The 12,241-nt window shown below is 62.6% G+C and carries 14 protein-coding genes; 6 read left to right on the plus strand and 8 right to left on the minus strand.

What is annotated here, in order from left to right; all coding sequences use genetic code 11:
* Nucleotides 1-112: 112 nt before the first annotated feature.
* Both MGMSRV2_RS03520 and MGMSRV2_RS03525 read right to left on the minus strand, forming a co-directional pair.
* Nucleotides 113-1,069: a TIGR01620 family protein gene (locus MGMSRV2_RS03520; protein WP_024078961.1), complete on the minus strand. Its 957-nt coding sequence runs from the start codon at nucleotides 1,067-1,069 to the stop codon at nucleotides 113-115.
* Nucleotides 1,066-2,475 carry a YcjX family GTP-binding protein gene (locus tag MGMSRV2_RS03525; RefSeq protein ID WP_024078962.1) on the minus strand — a complete coding sequence of 470 codons (1,410 nt, stop codon included), beginning with the start codon at nucleotides 2,473-2,475 and terminating at the stop codon, nucleotides 1,066-1,068. Before MGMSRV2_RS03525 ends, MGMSRV2_RS03520 begins: the two co-directional genes overlap by 4 nt.
* 41 nt (nucleotides 2,476-2,516) lie before the next feature.
* Between MGMSRV2_RS03525 and MGMSRV2_RS21355 the strand changes: the two genes are divergently transcribed.
* The gene (locus MGMSRV2_RS21355) at nucleotides 2,517-2,672 is read left to right on the plus strand and encodes a hypothetical protein (RefSeq protein ID WP_158497727.1); all 156 of its coding nucleotides are present in this window, start codon (nucleotides 2,517-2,519) and stop codon (nucleotides 2,670-2,672) included.
* On the opposite strand, the gene MGMSRV2_RS03530 is transcribed toward MGMSRV2_RS21355, so the two are convergent.
* Nucleotides 2,669-3,361, minus strand: a complete 693-nt coding sequence (locus MGMSRV2_RS03530; RefSeq protein ID WP_024078964.1) for a S24 family peptidase — start codon at nucleotides 3,359-3,361, stop codon at nucleotides 2,669-2,671. The two genes, MGMSRV2_RS21355 and MGMSRV2_RS03530, sit on opposite strands and share 4 nt — an antisense overlap.
* A gap of 89 nt (nucleotides 3,362-3,450) precedes the next feature.
* Between MGMSRV2_RS03530 and MGMSRV2_RS03535 the strand changes: the two genes are divergently transcribed.
* The 3 genes from MGMSRV2_RS03535 to MGMSRV2_RS03545 are packed head-to-tail and all read left to right on the plus strand — an operon-like array spanning nucleotide 3,451 to nucleotide 4,173.
* Nucleotides 3,451-3,681: a hypothetical protein gene (locus tag MGMSRV2_RS03535; RefSeq protein WP_052473386.1), complete on the plus strand. Its 231-nt coding sequence runs from the start codon at nucleotides 3,451-3,453 to the stop codon at nucleotides 3,679-3,681.
* Nucleotides 3,671-3,886 carry a helix-turn-helix transcriptional regulator gene (locus MGMSRV2_RS03540; protein ID WP_024078965.1) on the plus strand — a complete coding sequence of 72 codons (216 nt, stop codon included), beginning with the start codon at nucleotides 3,671-3,673 and terminating at the stop codon, nucleotides 3,884-3,886. The genes MGMSRV2_RS03535 and MGMSRV2_RS03540 overlap by 11 nt, the downstream gene beginning before the upstream one ends.
* Nucleotides 3,883-4,173 (plus strand): hypothetical protein, encoded by a 291-nt coding sequence (locus MGMSRV2_RS03545; RefSeq protein ID WP_024078966.1) that lies wholly within the window; start codon nucleotides 3,883-3,885, stop codon nucleotides 4,171-4,173. Before MGMSRV2_RS03540 ends, MGMSRV2_RS03545 begins: the two co-directional genes overlap by 4 nt.
* Here the strand turns inward: MGMSRV2_RS03545 and MGMSRV2_RS03550 are convergent.
* From MGMSRV2_RS03550 to MGMSRV2_RS03560, 3 genes are all read right to left on the minus strand, one after another.
* The gene (locus tag MGMSRV2_RS03550; RefSeq protein ID WP_144084270.1) at nucleotides 4,170-5,198 is read right to left on the minus strand and encodes a head-tail connector protein; all 1,029 of its coding nucleotides are present in this window, start codon (nucleotides 5,196-5,198) and stop codon (nucleotides 4,170-4,172) included. The two genes, MGMSRV2_RS03545 and MGMSRV2_RS03550, sit on opposite strands and share 4 nt — an antisense overlap.
* A 126-nt stretch (nucleotides 5,199-5,324) precedes the next feature.
* Nucleotides 5,325-6,239, minus strand: coding sequence for an AEC family transporter (locus MGMSRV2_RS03555; protein ID WP_024078968.1), 915 nt, complete (start codon nucleotides 6,237-6,239; stop codon nucleotides 5,325-5,327).
* Nucleotides 6,236-7,471: a glycerate kinase type-2 family protein gene (locus MGMSRV2_RS03560; protein WP_024078969.1), complete on the minus strand. Its 1,236-nt coding sequence runs from the start codon at nucleotides 7,469-7,471 to the stop codon at nucleotides 6,236-6,238. The genes MGMSRV2_RS03555 and MGMSRV2_RS03560 overlap by 4 nt, the downstream gene beginning before the upstream one ends.
* Nucleotides 7,472-7,538: 67 nt before the next feature.
* On the opposite strand from MGMSRV2_RS03560, the gene MGMSRV2_RS03565 reads away from it, so the two are divergent.
* Complete coding sequence (locus MGMSRV2_RS03565; protein WP_024078970.1) at nucleotides 7,539-8,450, plus strand: dihydrodipicolinate synthase family protein; 912 nt, start codon at nucleotides 7,539-7,541, stop codon at nucleotides 8,448-8,450.
* On the opposite strand, the gene MGMSRV2_RS03570 is transcribed toward MGMSRV2_RS03565, so the two are convergent.
* Nucleotides 8,447-9,847 carry an MFS transporter gene (locus MGMSRV2_RS03570; protein WP_041633433.1) on the minus strand — a complete coding sequence of 467 codons (1,401 nt, stop codon included), beginning with the start codon at nucleotides 9,845-9,847 and terminating at the stop codon, nucleotides 8,447-8,449. The two genes, MGMSRV2_RS03565 and MGMSRV2_RS03570, sit on opposite strands and share 4 nt — an antisense overlap.
* Nucleotides 9,848-9,975: 128 nt before the next feature.
* On the opposite strand from MGMSRV2_RS03570, the gene MGMSRV2_RS03575 reads away from it, so the two are divergent.
* The gene (locus MGMSRV2_RS03575; RefSeq protein WP_024078972.1) at nucleotides 9,976-10,881 is read left to right on the plus strand and encodes a LysR family transcriptional regulator; all 906 of its coding nucleotides are present in this window, start codon (nucleotides 9,976-9,978) and stop codon (nucleotides 10,879-10,881) included.
* Here MGMSRV2_RS03575 and MGMSRV2_RS03580 read toward each other — a convergent pair.
* Complete coding sequence (locus MGMSRV2_RS03580) at nucleotides 10,872-12,185, minus strand: radical SAM protein (RefSeq protein ID WP_024078973.1); 1,314 nt, start codon at nucleotides 12,183-12,185, stop codon at nucleotides 10,872-10,874. The genes MGMSRV2_RS03575 and MGMSRV2_RS03580 overlap by 10 nt on opposite strands.
* Nucleotides 12,186-12,241: the final 56 nt, after the last annotated feature.

Raw genomic sequence — 12,241 nt, forward strand, 5'->3', positions numbered from 1 at the left:
TCACAAAATGACCTCAGGGGGAATCCTCTACCGATTCCGCTCGGCGTGAAACCGCTCTAGGAAGAGGACAAGAAGGGGGGCAGTGAATATTTTCAACATGAGAGCCCCTGGATCAACTGCGAAGAAGGTCAGACAGCTTAGGACGCTGGCCTTCTGGAAATGGCAAGGGGCGGCATACGCTCATGGCCAGGAATCCAATGCGTGCCATTCGCTGTCCAGCGATAATGCCCTCGCCAGCAGCGACCGTCACCTTTCCCAGAGCCTTCCCGACCATCTCGCCAGCCGCCGTCGTAAAAGCATCGCCCAAGACATCTGTGGCAGCAACCACGCCAACTTCGCGCATCAGACGGCGCATCAGGGCAATGGTTGTCAGCTTTCCTGGCCGATGTCCGTAGACGGATGCAATTCCGCGGATCAGAGACGCTGATCGAGCGAGAAAGACTGCAGAATCTGTGAGTGTGGTCGGACTCATGGCTACCAGCATGGCTGTATCGGCAGCGGCCCGCTTCACAAGCAGGGATGCCTGCTGATCCAGCGGCTCAAGCACCTGTCGATTGAACTGAGTGATCAGGCCAACTGCATCGCCACTCTTTGAGGCCTCATGCCACTTTGCTGGATCGTTAGACGTCGCCAGCGCATCTGTGACGTCCTTCAACAATTTCAGCGTCTCACGTGGATCCTTGATCCTTGTGGCCCGAACACGAAGTTCATCAACATTTTGCAGGCGCCCCAGAGCAACCATCTCACGCCCGATCCAGACCAAGGCGCCCAACACGGTAGCGCCGACGAAGAGCCCGCCGGCTGCAGCTAACGCCCAATGCCGGTCAGCGAGATCGAGCAGCCATTCGCCAACCGAAAGGCCAGCCAATCCGACCAAGCCGAGGGCAAAAAGGCCTAGAGCGATCCCCACCTTACGCTGAGAGGGCGAGAGGACCTCCGTAACCGGGAGTGGTGTGGTTTCAATAACAATCCGCGACATCTCCTCCGCTTCTACGGTGAAAGCGTCGCGAGGCTGCAAGGAAGGGGCAAGTGGCTCGCATTCGGTAGGAATGGCGAACGGATCCGTCATTTCAGGATGTCCTTAAGGATGAAATCGATTGCCCGGTCCAGATTAATGTTGGGGATGCCGCCGAAGGCTCCTGCATCAAGTCTAGGTGGACTAAAAATTGGATAACGGATGGCAGTGCGCGACCAATAATCGGGACGCGGACGATCGCTGGGAATGACGCCAGGATAGATTTTCAGGCCCTTGTCGCTGTCGATGGGTTTTCCAACCACGACATCAACCTCACCAACATCCACCAACACCTTGTCATCCTTGGTGCACAATACGGATGCCAAGGCCATCGATTGCACGCGAGAACCGTCAGTGAGATCGCGTGAGATGCGGTCACCGATAATATTCTCAAGCAATCGTTCAAGAGCATGGCGCTGACTTTGCGGCACATGATCCGCTTTCGTGACAGCGAAGAGCACCCGATCGAACTTGCGGTGCTGCATGCGAAGCAACTTCCACCACCGAGATCTTCCCAACCCCAGCGCATCAAGGGCCGTACCAATGGCCTCGCAGGCATCGTCAAAAACAACCTGGCCACCGTTGAGGGCGGTCAGCAAATCGACGAGAACGACCTGCTGATTGCATCGGTCGAAGGTTTCACGAAGGAAGCCGGTAACAATCTTGTCGCAGTAAGCCTTGTAGCGCTGCGCGAGGGTGGCCCATAACGTGTCCTTACCGGATTTGTCAGCCTCAGGCGGGGGCTCCATTGGAAAGAACCACAGGAGAGGCTTGTCGCCTCCGCCGTCGGGCATGATGAACCGCCCCGGCTGCAGAAATGACAAGCCGAGCTCATCGCGCATCTTGAACAATGCGTCCTTGTAAAGCTCATGGCCTCGCCGGGAGATCAGGTCAATGTCGGCTCGACTGTTGCCGTTGGCGGTTGACAGGAAGCCCAGGAAATCGGTGGCGACGATTGAAATTGCCCCGGTCCGCAACCGCGATAGCGTTTGGCGCGACCATTCCTCGAAACTCAGGTGGAGCAGTTGGACGTCATTCAGCCATTCCCCTGGGTAATCGATGATGCCTAGCGTCAGGATGCCGTCCTTGCCCAATGGGTTTGTAATGCTTCTCGCGCGCTTGTAGCGAATTTTCAGCTCGGTACGTGAGATCGAGTCTGTGGATTTCGGCCAGCGCGGCGGATCAGCCTGCAAATCCCGGAAGTATTTTTCAGTTTGAAATGGGGGCAAATCAGCGATACCCGCCGGTTCCTCTTTGACCCCGATGATCTCCGGGCGAAACCCTGGCAGCACATCTGGGTTTCGGCTTCTGGCCAACAGGTTACGGATCAAAGATGCGACAAAGACCGTTTTTCCCGCGCGCCGCAACCCGGTAACCGCGATATCAGCACGGCGGCCCATGGCATGCTCCACGCTATCCACGATGCTCGTGATAGCATTCTTGCCATAGTTCTTATTCATCCAATTTCCCCAAAGTGTCGTTTGCCCTGAGGTCTCGTCTCATGATCGGCTTCGACGAAGATATCGACGGTTTCCTCGCTGGAATGGATCTCGACACGAACGGGGGCATCCCCAAAATCCACCTCGTGGCGGCATCTGTTACTTCCCCGGATGATTGCGCTTGGCACCATGACCCTCCTGAAATTTGGCTGGCTTAAAACTGCTTCGCCGCCCAGATGACGCGCCCAATGATGTTGACCTCGTCGGCGGTACGCTCGTAGGTCTGGTACTCCGGGTTGATTGACCGGATGACAACGGTCGGCGGATCTGAGTGGGGGATGTGCTCGATCCGTTTGGTCACCAACCCCATGCCGTCCCAGATGACAAAGATACCCGGCGGAACCGGCACCTTCTGACTAGTGTCAATGAGGATGCGATCCCCACTGGACAGGAGCGGTTCCATGGAATCGCCGGTGATGGTGATCATGCGAAGGTCACTTGGCTGAGCGCGAAATTCATAGCGGACCACCGCATCGGGAAATAACCAGGTCGCCTTGGTTTCTTCCAAGCCGTCATGCACGGCGCCGTACCCTGCTGAAGCACGAACATCAATCTCGGAAACCGGCAGGAACCCATCCGGGAGAGCCAGACCCACATCGTCCCGCTGGTTCGGTGATCGTGGCTTGCGCGTCGGGATCTGCGAGTGACGTAGTTCGTCCTCTTCGACGGCCAAATGTTCCGCCAGCGCTTGGCGGACGTCTTCGGCCAGGATCTTCGGCGTTCCCCGAAACACGAACTGGTGCAGATAGGCGGCATTGCGCCCGATTGCCAGCGAGAGATTTTTCAGATCGGTCTTCTGCTCTTGCACGAGCTGGAGCAGGCGGAGGCGGACAGGGTCGAGGTCCATGCTGGTATCCCATTGATTCGGCTATGTAGGAAATTAACAATCTTTTCCGTTTGACGCAAGAGGCGCATGCGGATTTTATATTTCCTATCATGAGCACATTAAGCGAACAGTTCCGCGCCACCGTCGAGGCTTTCCTCGCCAATAGCGGCTTCAAGCCCACCGAGTTTGGGCGTCAAGCCGTTGGCGATCCATCGTTTGTGCTCGGCTTACGACGCGGCCGTTCACCGACATTGGCGACCGCCGACAAGGTGATGACCTTCATTCGGACGATCGAAACGACCGTCCCGCGAACGGCAAGGAATAGGAAGAATGACGACTGATCGTCCTATCTCTCACATCAATCAGGTCCAGCTCTCCCGCCGGTGGGGCTTGAGCCCCCGCACGCTGGAGAAGTGGCGCTGGCGCGGCAAAGGCCCTCGCTTTCTGAAGCTGGAAGGCAAGGTGGTCTATCGCTTGGACGATGTGGTCGCCTACGAGGCCGATCATATGCGCGAGCGGACCGGTGAAACGCGGGTCGCATCATGATGCCCCTTACTCTGCCGATATTGAGCGAACGCAGCTTTCTTGCCTGGATTGATCAAGCCCAGCCTGGAGACCGCATCTCGTATCACGAGGGGCTCCTGGCCGTTGATCGGGCACCTGGTCCATCGGCTTTGCACGGATCCGCTCGTTCCGAACTCGACCGTATTGCCGACCATGCCATGGCGCAGGCCAAAGACGGTTGCCTGCTGCTCGTGCAGCGCCGCATCGCCGAAGACCGCATCGCCTACATCGCCATCAAGGCGAGCGGCGACAAGCCCCGGAGGAACTAATTATGACCATCCCCAATCGTCCCAGCCTCGCCGACATGATGCGCCTGCCGCTGGGTGAGGCCGCCAGCCTGCCGGCGGAAATGCTGGCCCTGCTGCAGGAAGAAGCCGAGCAGACCGTGCGTCTCGCCAAGATGCAGAAGGACTGGCTCGACGGCGCGCTGACCCGCCGCTACGCCAACCTTGCCACCGAGCTGCGCAGCCGTGAGGGCAAGGATAGCGGCACTGTGCGGTTCGACGACGGCGACATCACCGTGGTAGCCGATCTGCCCAAGAAGGTGGAGTGGGACCAGTCGTTGCTGACCGCCATCGTCGAGCGCATCCGCGCCAGCGGCGATGAAGCAACTGCAGCACGCGCCGGGCAAGACGGTGAGACCTTTGCCATGGGCGACATGGGAGACCTCGAAAAGCTCTGGGAGAGATGCTTGCGTCTCGTCTGCCGCCCACTGCCAACGGAATTTCATGCCGTCGCCGGTGACGATCACAACGCCTTTATGGAAGCTGTCTGTGAGGGCTGGCGCCCAGAGGGCGTCAAAGGGCAGGCTAACGCCCTCGATGCTCTCCGCCTTGACCAGCGGATCGCGCACACGGGCGAAGTAATCCACCTTGCACAGCATGATTGCCGCCTTCTCGACGTCTTCAGGCAGCGTGCGTTCGTGCTCAGACGGCAAGAAATATCCAGCCGAATACGTCACCTCGATCACATCGTTCGGCCAGCACACGTACTTGCCCTTGGTGTCGACGCGGTAGAGGATGCCCTTGTCAGCATCGGCCTCATACTCGCTCGCATCGAGGGCAGTCCCGCCGACGGTGACGGCCGAAACCGCCACCACCGGGAACCGGGACAGCACCATCTCAGGCTGGTAGCGATTGAGGCGGAATGTCTCCGATACCGTCTCGACTGCAAACACCCGCCGGCACCAGCGGCTTATTACCGCCGACGCCCGGTCGATCACAGCAGCAAGCCACTCGTCATCACCCGAGCCAGTAATTCCCAGGTCGGCCTTGACGGTCGAGACGGTCGTCAAGCGGTGGTGGTCAGGCGACATTCCGCCCAGGGATATAAAAGCCCATGCCGCTTCGAGGCCAAAGCGGCATAAACCGAGAAATGCTCTCCACTCTTTCCGGGCAAGTCCAACGTGGGATAGACGGACTTAAAACACCACCCCATACACCAGCGGTAACCACAGCAATGCCGCCAGTGTCGACAGCGCCACCGCCACCGCCGCGCGGTCGGGGTGGATGTTGCGTAAGGTCGCGTGCACCACGGTGACCGCTGCCATCGGGGTCAGGCTTTCGATCAGCAACACCTGATGGCCGATGTTGGAAAAAGCGTGCAGCCACGCGCGGTCCAGAACAATAAAGCCCACGGCCAGGGCTGGCCAGATCACGAATTTCCAGCCAAACGCATAGGCGATGAAGCCCAGGTCAAGCCGGAACCGGGTCAATCCGGCCAGACCAAGGCCGACGATCATCATGCCGACAGCCGAGAATCCGCCGGCCAGCAAATCCACCGTTTGTGGGATGTAGCCGGGCAATACCACCTGATAGGCGTTCAGCGTCAACCCGATCCAGCAGGCGTGCAGGCCGGGATATTTCAGCACGCGGGCCAGCGCGCCTTTCCAGGTAGCGTCGCCCCGGCTCATGATGAAAAAGCCGACCGAGTTTTCGTAAGCGGTGAAGCCGAACGACACCAGCACCACGTACGGCAGTGATTCGGGGCCGATCAGCGACAGGCAGGCGGGGATGCCGAAAAAGCCGGTATTGCCGGTGGCCACGGTAAAGGCGCTCAGCCGTTCGCGTCCATCGTTCCAGAACCGGCTGGCCAGGGGCAGGGCCACCCAGGCGGCAAGGCAGGCCAGGGCCATGACGGCGAAGGGCAGCACCAGCATGGCGCCTTCCAGTTTGGCGGCGTAAAAGCCCTTGAACACCACCGCCGGCGACAGCACGTACAGCGACAATTTGCCGATTTCCTGGCTTTTCACCCCCAGAAACCGCCCCAGGGCAAAGCCGATGGCCACCAACAGATAAAGCGGGATCAGTTTCACCGCCAGCGAGGTCTCGGTCATGGGATCAGCACTACCCTGAAATCGTTGACATTGGTCCGCGTCGGCCCGGTCAGCACCAGATCGCCCAGGGCCGCGAAAAAGCCATAGGCATCGTTGTTGTCCAGCATGGCCGCCCCGTTCAAGCCGGCCTTGGCGGCGCGGGCCAATGTGTCGGGGGTGAGGAGGGCGCCGGCATTGTCCTCGCTGCCGTCGATGCCGTCGGTGTCGGCGGCCAGGGCGTATACGCCGTCCAGCCCGTCGAGCGCAAGAGCCAAGGCCAGCAGGAATTCCGTATTGCGTCCACCGCGCCCGTGGCCGCGCAACGTTACCGAGGTTTCACCGCCCGAGATCAGCGCCACCGGCCCCGCCAGCGGTTGGCCGTGGTGGCGGATGGATTTGGCCATGCCGGCCATCACCCGGGCCACGTGGCGGGCTTCGCCCTCGATGCAATCACCTAAGTTCAGCACCTGCCAACCCTGGGCTTGGGCCACGGTGCCGGCGGCGTTCAGGCTGGCCATGGCGGTGGCGATCACCCGGGCTTCGGCCCGTTGCAGGCGCGGGTCGCCCGGTTTGGGCGATTCGTCCAAGGCGGGGATGGGCAGGCCATAATGCCGCAAGATGGCCTGGGCCTGGGCGCAGGTGCTGGTATCGGCCATGCCTGGGCCCGAGGCGATGATGGCCGGGTCGTCGCCGGGCACGTCGGAAATGGCCAGGGTGAGGAAGCGCGCCGGCCAGGCGGCGGCGGCCAGCCGTCCGCCCTTGATGGCCGACAGGTGTTTGCGCACGATGTTGATTTCGCCGATGCTGGCGCCGCTTTTCAGCAGGTCGCGGGTGATCGCCTGCTTGTCGTCCAGGCTCAGGCCCGGCGCCGGTAGCGGCAACAGGGCCGAGCCACCGCCCGAGACCAGGAACAGCACCAGATCGTCGGCACCAAGGTCGCGCACCATTTCCACCATGTGGGTGGCCGCCTGCTGGCCGTATAGGTCGGGCAGGGGGTGACCGGCTTCCATCACCTGTACCGAACGACAGGCGACGCCATGTCCGTGACGGGTGACCACCAGCCCTTCCAGCGGTATGCCATAATGATCCTCGGTCACTCGGGCCATGGCGGCGGCGGCCTTGCCGGCGCCCAGCACCAGCAACCGATTGCTGGGCAGCGGCGGCAGATGGGCGGGCAGGCACTGGGCCGGCAGGGCGGCGGCGATGGCGGTCTGCAACATCTGGCGCAAAAGTGTGGCGGCAAGCCTGTGCATGGCGGCTCGGATAGGTTAGTGTTGGCGCTCCGCCACAGATGGTGCCCTTAAACGGAGCTTCACGGCAATGGCCGCTTCGATCCGTCCGAACCGCATCACCGGGGTTCTGGCCCCGGTGCTCACCCCGTTCGACCGTCAATTGGTTCCCGATTCCAAGCGTTTTGTCGCTTTTTCCCGCGTGCTGACCAGCCTGGATATCGGTCTGGCGCCGTTCGGCACCACCAGCGAAGGCAATTCGCTGACGGTGAAGGAAAAGCTGGACCTGCTCGATGCGCTGGTCGGCGCCGGTATCGACATGGGCCGGGTGATGCCCGGCACCGGGGCCTGTGCGTTGCCCGATACGGTGGAGTTGACCCGCCGCGCCACCAAGCTGGGCTGCGGCGGTGTGCTGATGTTGCCGCCGTTTTATTATAAAGGGGTGTCCGATGACGGCCTGTTCCGCTCCTATTCCGAGGTGATCCAGCGGGTCGGTGACAAGAATTTGCGGGTCTATCTGTATCACTTCCCCCGCCAAAGCGGGGTGCCGCTGTCCCTGGCCCTGATCGAACGTCTGCTCAAGGCCTATCCCGGCACGGTGGTGGGGATCAAGGACAGTTCGGGCGAATTTTCCAACATGGAAGCGATGATCCGCGCCTTTCCCGGTTTCGACATCTTCACCGGCACCGAGGCCTTGATGCTTAATTTGCTGCGCCTGGGCGGCGCCGGCTGCATTTCCGCCAATGCCAATGTCAACGGCGCCGCCATGGTCGAATTGTTCCGCAAATGGCGCGATGCCGAGGCCGAGGGCCTGCAAGAGGCGCTGACCGCCTTTCGTGTCGCCACCCAGGATTTTCCGCTGATTCCGTTGCTGAAAACCCTGGTGGCGCGGGCCAGCGGCGACCAAAGCTGGCGCGCCACCCGCCCGCCGTTGTTGGATTTGTCCATCGACGCCGAGGATCTGGCAGCTAAGCGTTTGGCCAAGGCCGGGTTTCCGGTTTAATCCGCCCGTTTCCAGCCGACAGTAAGGGCAAGCGCGGCGACGATGACGATCGCGGCGACGGCGAAGGTGGTACGCATGCCCGTGGCCACCGCGTCGGGCGTCGCCTGCGCCATGTCGGTGCCGGCCCAGGCCAGGGCGAACACTGCCCCCATGACCGAGGCGCCGGAGATCAGGCCCAGATTGCGCGACAGGTTGAGCAAGGCGGAAATCACGCCGCGCTGTTCGCTGCCGCCTTGGCTCATGATTCCGGTGTTGTTGGCGGTCTGGAACAGGGCATAGCCGGCGGTGACCATCACCAGCGGCGCGATATAGCCGAGAAGACCAAGATTGGACGGGATGACGGCCAGGGCGGCGGTACCCGTGATCATGGCGCCCAGACCGGCCAGACTGGCGCGGTGGGTGCCGACGCGGTCGACCAGCCGCCCGGCGGGCATACCGGTCAGGGCGGCGACCAGCGGGCCGGCGGTCATGGCCAGTCCGACCATGGCCGGGCCCAGTCCCAGCGTGCGCGACAGATAGAACGGCCCCACCACCAGCGTCGTCATGATCACCGTCGCCACCAAGGCGCTGGTGGCGAAACCGGTGCGTAGGCCTGCTTCGCCAAACAGGGTGAGCCGGATCAAGGGGGAGGCGGTCCGCCTCTCGACCATGACGAACAGCCCGGCCCCGACCAGGGCCGCCGCCAGCAAGGCCAGATTGAGCGGGCCGAACCTGCCGCCGCCCATGGTCATGGCCAGGGCATAGGCGGCCAGGGTCAGGGCCAGCAGCACCATGCCCGCATGGTCGAAAGCGGGGTGGCCGGACTCAGCCTTGGCGGCGATGGCCGGAAGATGGCGGTAACACAGAACGAAGGCCACCACCCCCAAGGGCAGGTTGACCAAAAAGATGGCCGGCCAGCCGAAGGCGCTGATCAGACCGCCGCCCAGCGACGGCCCCAAGGCGGTGCCCATGGCCGACATGGTCCCCAGCAATCCCATGGCGCTGCCGGTTTTGTCCTTGGGCAGGATGTCGCCGACAAAGGCCAGACCGAGGGCCATCATCACCGCCGCCCCCAGTCCTTGGACGGCGCGGATCGCCACCAGGGGCGCCAGCGCCGGGGCGGCGGCCCCCAGGGCAGAGGCCAGGGTGAACAAGGCGATACCGCCCAGCAACAGCCGGCGCCGTCCGCTCAGGTCGGCCAGCCGCCCGACACCGACGATCAGGGTGGTGATGGCGAGAAGATAGGCGAGGACGACCCATTGAACCTGCTGGAACGGGGCGGCGAAGGCCTCGGCCAGGGTGGGAAGGGCGACATTGGCGATGCTGGTGCCCAAAGACGCCAGCAACACCGCCAGCGACAAGCCGGCCAAAGCGCCGTTGATCGAGGTGGGGCGGGGGAAGGGAAGGGGCTGCATCATGGGACTCCATGTCCGGGCACCCCGGAAGTGGGGCTACCCCGACCTTAATCCGTCGCCATATGTGGCGGAACGCGCAGCATTTGCATTATATTGATGCATTGAACGCCATATATCGGCGGGGGGATGTCATGCCCGGACCTGATCTGAACCTGCTCTACCCCCTTGAGGCGCTGTTGAGCGAAGGCAGTGTCGCCGGGGCGGCGCGCCGCTTGCGGTTGAGCCCATCGGCCATGAGCCGGGCCCTGGCCCGGCTGCGTGAAGCGACGGGTGATCCGCTGCTGGTGCGGTCTGGCCGCACTCTGGTTGCCACCCCGCGGGCGCTGGAATTGCGCGAACGCATGGAGTTATTGGTGGCGGAGGCGCAAGCCGTGCTGCGCCCGGTGGAAAAGCTGGATCTTGCCCGGCTCGAGCGGGTGTTCACCCTGCGGACCGGTGAAGGGTTCGTCGACACTTTCGGTGCGGCGCTGATCGCCCGTCTCACCGCCCAGGCTCCCGGCGTGCGGCTGCGCTTCGTCGGCAAATCGGAACGCGGCCAAGCCTTGTTGCGCCATAACGATGTCGATCTGGAAACCGGGGTGGTGAGCGCGACCGATGGGCCGGAAATGCGGACCGTGGCCCTGTTCCACGACCGCTTCGTCGGCGTCGTCCGCCACGGCCACCCGCTGGCAACGGGCGAGATCACCGCCGAACGCTATGCTGAGGGTGGCCATGTCCTGGTCTCGCGGCGCGGGCAGGAACGCGGCTTGGTCGATGACGCGCTGGCTGCCCTGGGGCTGCACCGCCGCATCGTCGCCATGGTCGGCGGTTTTTCGGCGGCTTTGGCCCTGGTCCGAGCCTCGGACCTGATCACCGCTGTTCCCGAGCGCCACACCACCGTGCCGAGGGCCGGATTGCACACTTTCCCGTTACCGGTATCGCTGGCGCCCCTGACCGTCAGCATGCTGTGGCATCCACGGCTGGATGCCGATGCCGGGCACCGCTGGCTGCGCGATTGCGTCCGTGCCGTCTGCGGGAGTGGTGAAAATCAGCCGTAAGGGTCGTCGCACTTGGAACACATGGGGATGCCGCTGACGTCGCCACAGCGGAAGGCATCGACGATCTTGCGGAATTCTGGACCCTGGCGGATTTCCGCCAAGGTTTGCTCCATGATGTTGCCGATCTTCAACTCAGCATTGGAATCATAGCAGGCGCAGGCGGTCACCGTGCCGTCGCAGAACACGCCGACGGCGCGCAGCAGCACGCGGCAGGGCATCAGCCGCTGGTGTTCGATGTTCTTCAGCGACCACACGCCCAGATGCTCGTGGAACTTGCCGTGTACCACGTTGCCGCCGAAATTGTTGGCGATGACGGTGAACACCTTGTCCACGCCATGGCCTTCCAGGAAGGCGCGGGTGCGGTCGCGCACCTCGGCCCAATTGTCGCCGGTACACACGGCTTTGACCATGAAGTTGGTCTTGGTGCCCTTGGTGGTCTCGGCCATCTTGTGCAAATTGGCCAAGGTGCGGTCGAACTTGGCCCCCACATAGGTGGCCTCGTAGCTGTCCTTGTCCCAGCCGGCGAAGGAAAACTGGATATAGGCGAGGCCTAGCTTGCCCAGTTTTTCGCAGCGTTCCGGCGTCAAGGGGGTGCCATTGGTGACGATGCCGACGTTGAAGCCCATGGCCACCGCTTTTTCCAGCATCTCGAAGACCTGGGGGTGCAGCATGGGCTCGCCCTGGCCCGACAGGATGTGCAGGGTGGTGATGCCGTTGGCCTTCGACTGCTCCAGGATGCGGTCGAACACCTCCATTTCCATGAAGCCGGAATTGCTTTTCCACACTTCATGGCCGCACATGGCGCAGCGCAGATTGCAGCGCCGGGAAATCTGCATGTAAAGCTCGGACGGCAGCAGGTTGCGGGCTTCCGATTGGGCGATGACATGGGCGCGGGCCTCGGCCAGCAGCTTGGCGGCGCGGTCCTTTTGCCCGGCCTGATCCAGGCCGATGCCGAGGAAATAGCGGGTGCGCCCGCCCGGCTGTGCCTTGTAGGCGGCTTCCAGCAGCGGGATGGCTTCCTTGGCCCGGTTCTGCTCGATCAGGGCGCCGGCCAGACCCATGGCGCTGTCGAAATGGCTGGGCGCCAGCTTGAGCAGGGCGCGGAACCCGGCTTCCGCCTCGGCCCAGCGTTCCAGGGTCATCAGGATGGCGGCGCGGCGGAAGACGCAATCGGGCACATGCGGGTACTGCGCCAGCAGCTTTTCCGCCTCATCCAGTTTCTGGCCGGCGGCCAGGGTTTGGGCGCGGGCCAGGGCCTGGGAAATCTCGGGCGGGAAAGCGGGCTGGGGGGCGGGCGAGGCCATCGGGACTCCGGTTACCATCTCAACGGGGCGGCATCTTACCAGCACTGGCCTTGATT

Source organism: Magnetospirillum gryphiswaldense MSR-1 v2, from assembly GCF_000513295.1.
Taxonomy (GTDB): domain Bacteria; phylum Pseudomonadota; class Alphaproteobacteria; order Rhodospirillales; family Magnetospirillaceae; genus Magnetospirillum; species Magnetospirillum gryphiswaldense.

What these genes read in the sequence shown, in the direction of transcription:
- MGMSRV2_RS03545 (WP_024078966.1), top strand. Translation starts at nt 3,883, where the DNA reads ATGATGCCCCTTACTCTGCCGATATTGAGCGAACGCAGCTTTCTTGCC.
- MGMSRV2_RS03580 (WP_024078973.1), bottom strand. Translation starts at nt 12,185, where the DNA reads ATGGCCTCGCCCGCCCCCCAGCCCGCTTTCCCGCCCGAGATTTCCCAG.
- MGMSRV2_RS03525 (WP_024078962.1), bottom strand. Translation starts at nt 2,475, where the DNA reads ATGAATAAGAACTATGGCAAGAATGCTATCACGAGCATCGTGGATAGC.
- MGMSRV2_RS03535 (WP_052473386.1), top strand. Translation starts at nt 3,451, where the DNA reads ATGAGCACATTAAGCGAACAGTTCCGCGCCACCGTCGAGGCTTTCCTC.
- MGMSRV2_RS03560 (WP_024078969.1), bottom strand. Translation starts at nt 7,471, where the DNA reads ATGCACAGGCTTGCCGCCACACTTTTGCGCCAGATGTTGCAGACCGCC.
- MGMSRV2_RS03520 (WP_024078961.1), bottom strand. Translation starts at nt 1,069, where the DNA reads ATGACGGATCCGTTCGCCATTCCTACCGAATGCGAGCCACTTGCCCCT.
- MGMSRV2_RS03555 (WP_024078968.1), bottom strand. Translation starts at nt 6,239, where the DNA reads ATGACCGAGACCTCGCTGGCGGTGAAACTGATCCCGCTTTATCTGTTG.
- MGMSRV2_RS03530 (WP_024078964.1), bottom strand. Translation starts at nt 3,361, where the DNA reads ATGGACCTCGACCCTGTCCGCCTCCGCCTGCTCCAGCTCGTGCAAGAG.
- MGMSRV2_RS03570 (WP_041633433.1), bottom strand. Translation starts at nt 9,847, where the DNA reads ATGATGCAGCCCCTTCCCTTCCCCCGCCCCACCTCGATCAACGGCGCT.
- MGMSRV2_RS03575 (WP_024078972.1), top strand. Translation starts at nt 9,976, where the DNA reads ATGCCCGGACCTGATCTGAACCTGCTCTACCCCCTTGAGGCGCTGTTG.
- MGMSRV2_RS03565 (WP_024078970.1), top strand. Translation starts at nt 7,539, where the DNA reads ATGGCCGCTTCGATCCGTCCGAACCGCATCACCGGGGTTCTGGCCCCG.
- MGMSRV2_RS03540 (WP_024078965.1), top strand. Translation starts at nt 3,671, where the DNA reads ATGACGACTGATCGTCCTATCTCTCACATCAATCAGGTCCAGCTCTCC.
- MGMSRV2_RS21355 (WP_158497727.1), top strand. Translation starts at nt 2,517, where the DNA reads ATGATCGGCTTCGACGAAGATATCGACGGTTTCCTCGCTGGAATGGAT.